At 33.3% G+C, this 1523-nt stretch carries 2 protein-coding genes and 2 tRNA genes; 3 read left to right on the top strand and 1 reads right to left on the bottom strand.

Features of this window, described 5'->3' with window-relative positions:
- The 3 genes from comE to ACLNCN_RS04675 form a co-directional block, all read left to right on the top strand.
- Positions 1 to 657 (top strand): competence system response regulator transcription factor ComE (comE, locus tag ACLNCN_RS04685; protein WP_424844733.1); only part of this gene is annotated, 657 nt, incomplete at its 5' end.
- Positions 658 to 708: 51 nt separating this feature from the next.
- Positions 709 to 780 (top strand) — tRNA-Glu (locus ACLNCN_RS04680).
- 5 nt (positions 781 to 785) lie between these two features.
- Positions 786 to 859 (top strand) — tRNA-Asn (locus ACLNCN_RS04675).
- A 40-nt stretch (positions 860 to 899) separates the two neighbouring features.
- Here ACLNCN_RS04675 and ACLNCN_RS04670 read toward each other — a convergent pair.
- Positions 900 to 1442 carry a TetR/AcrR family transcriptional regulator gene (locus tag ACLNCN_RS04670; protein WP_020902617.1) on the bottom strand — a complete coding sequence of 181 codons (543 nt, stop codon included), beginning with the start codon at positions 1440 to 1442 and terminating at the stop codon, positions 900 to 902.
- Between the last annotated feature and the right edge of the window lie 81 nt (positions 1443 to 1523).

Below are 1523 nucleotides of genomic sequence, written 5' to 3'. Positions count from 1 at the left end.
TACAAGACAACGGGAAAAGTTCGTGAGTTCAAGGAATATATTGAAAACGATGAAGTAAACCAGCTTTATTTCCTAGATATCGATATTCATGGAATTGAGAAAAAGGGATTTGAAGTGGCTCAGCTCATTCGTCATTACAATCCTTACGCTATTATCGTCTTTATCACCAGTCGATCAGAGTTTGCAACTCTAACCTATAAATACCAGGTATCAGCCCTAGATTTTGTCGATAAGGATATTAATGATGAGTTATTTAAGAAGAGAATTGAGCAAAATATCTTCTACACGAAGAGTATGTTACTTGAAAATGAAGATGTGGTAGATTATTTTGACTACAATTATAAGGGAAATGATTTAAAAATTCCTTATCATGACATTCTGTATATTGAAACGACAGGAGTTTCTCATAAATTGCGCATTATTGGTAAGAATTTTGCCAAAGAATTTTATGGTACCATGACAGATATTCAGGAAAAGGACAAACATACTCAGAGATTTTATTCTCCTCACAAGTCATTTTTGGTAAATATAGGCAATATCAGAGAAATTGATAGAAAGAATTTAGAAATTGTTTTCTATGAAGACCATCGTTGTCCTATTTCAAGATTAAAAATTAGAAAATTAAAAGATATTCTAGAGAAAAAATCTCAAAAGTGATTGACAATTAGTAAGAAATTGATATAATGGTTATATCTGCTACAGATAGAAGGTCCGTTGGTCAAGGGGTTAAGACACCGCCTTTTCACGGCGGTAACACGGGTTCGAATCCCGTACGGACTATTTTATCCGCCATAGCTCAGTTGGTAGTAGCGCATGACTGTTAATCATGATGTCGTAGGTTCGAGTCCTACTGGCGGAGTATAGATAAAAGGGAACATAGTGTTGTTCCCTTTTTTGTATCAATTTGTATCACCAAGCATCTTCATAAGGAAATCTGTTATTTCTTGAGGACTTTCTTTTTTTCCATGTGCAATCCAAGTTTGACAGACACCAAAAAGTGCATGAGTTAGATAGATGCTACTATATTCTAATTCAGTGGTATTGAGATTTAGTTGCATAAATCGCTTTTGTAAATCTGTGCTGAGCATGATATGAAGTTTATTTCTTAAGAAATTTTGGATTTCTTTAGTCCCATTTTCAGAAAGCAGAGCAGCCAGAAGTGGTTCTGACTCTAGATATTCAAATACTTCTAGAATAGCATCTCTTTTGTGATGAGCATGTTTTTGAAAAATATATTCAAATGTATGAAATAGCTTGCTTTGATAGTGCTCGATCATATCATACTTATCCTTATAGTGCGTATAGAAGCTGGAACGACTAATTCCGGCCTTTTCTGCTAACTTGACAGTAGAAATTTGATCAAATGGTTGTTCCATCAGTAATTCTACCATAGCATTTTCAATAGTTCGCTTTGTTTTTAAGCGTTTGTTACTTTCTTTCATATTTCCTCCTTGTAAACAAATTAGACTATATGTCTAAAAATGGATTTTTTATCTTGTAATTTAGATTTTTTATTGTATAAT

The organism is Streptococcus sp. CL8.13, from assembly GCF_049737895.1.
The sequence above is the reverse complement of the archived record's forward strand: the minus strand, read 5'-3'. Positions and strand labels throughout refer to the sequence as shown.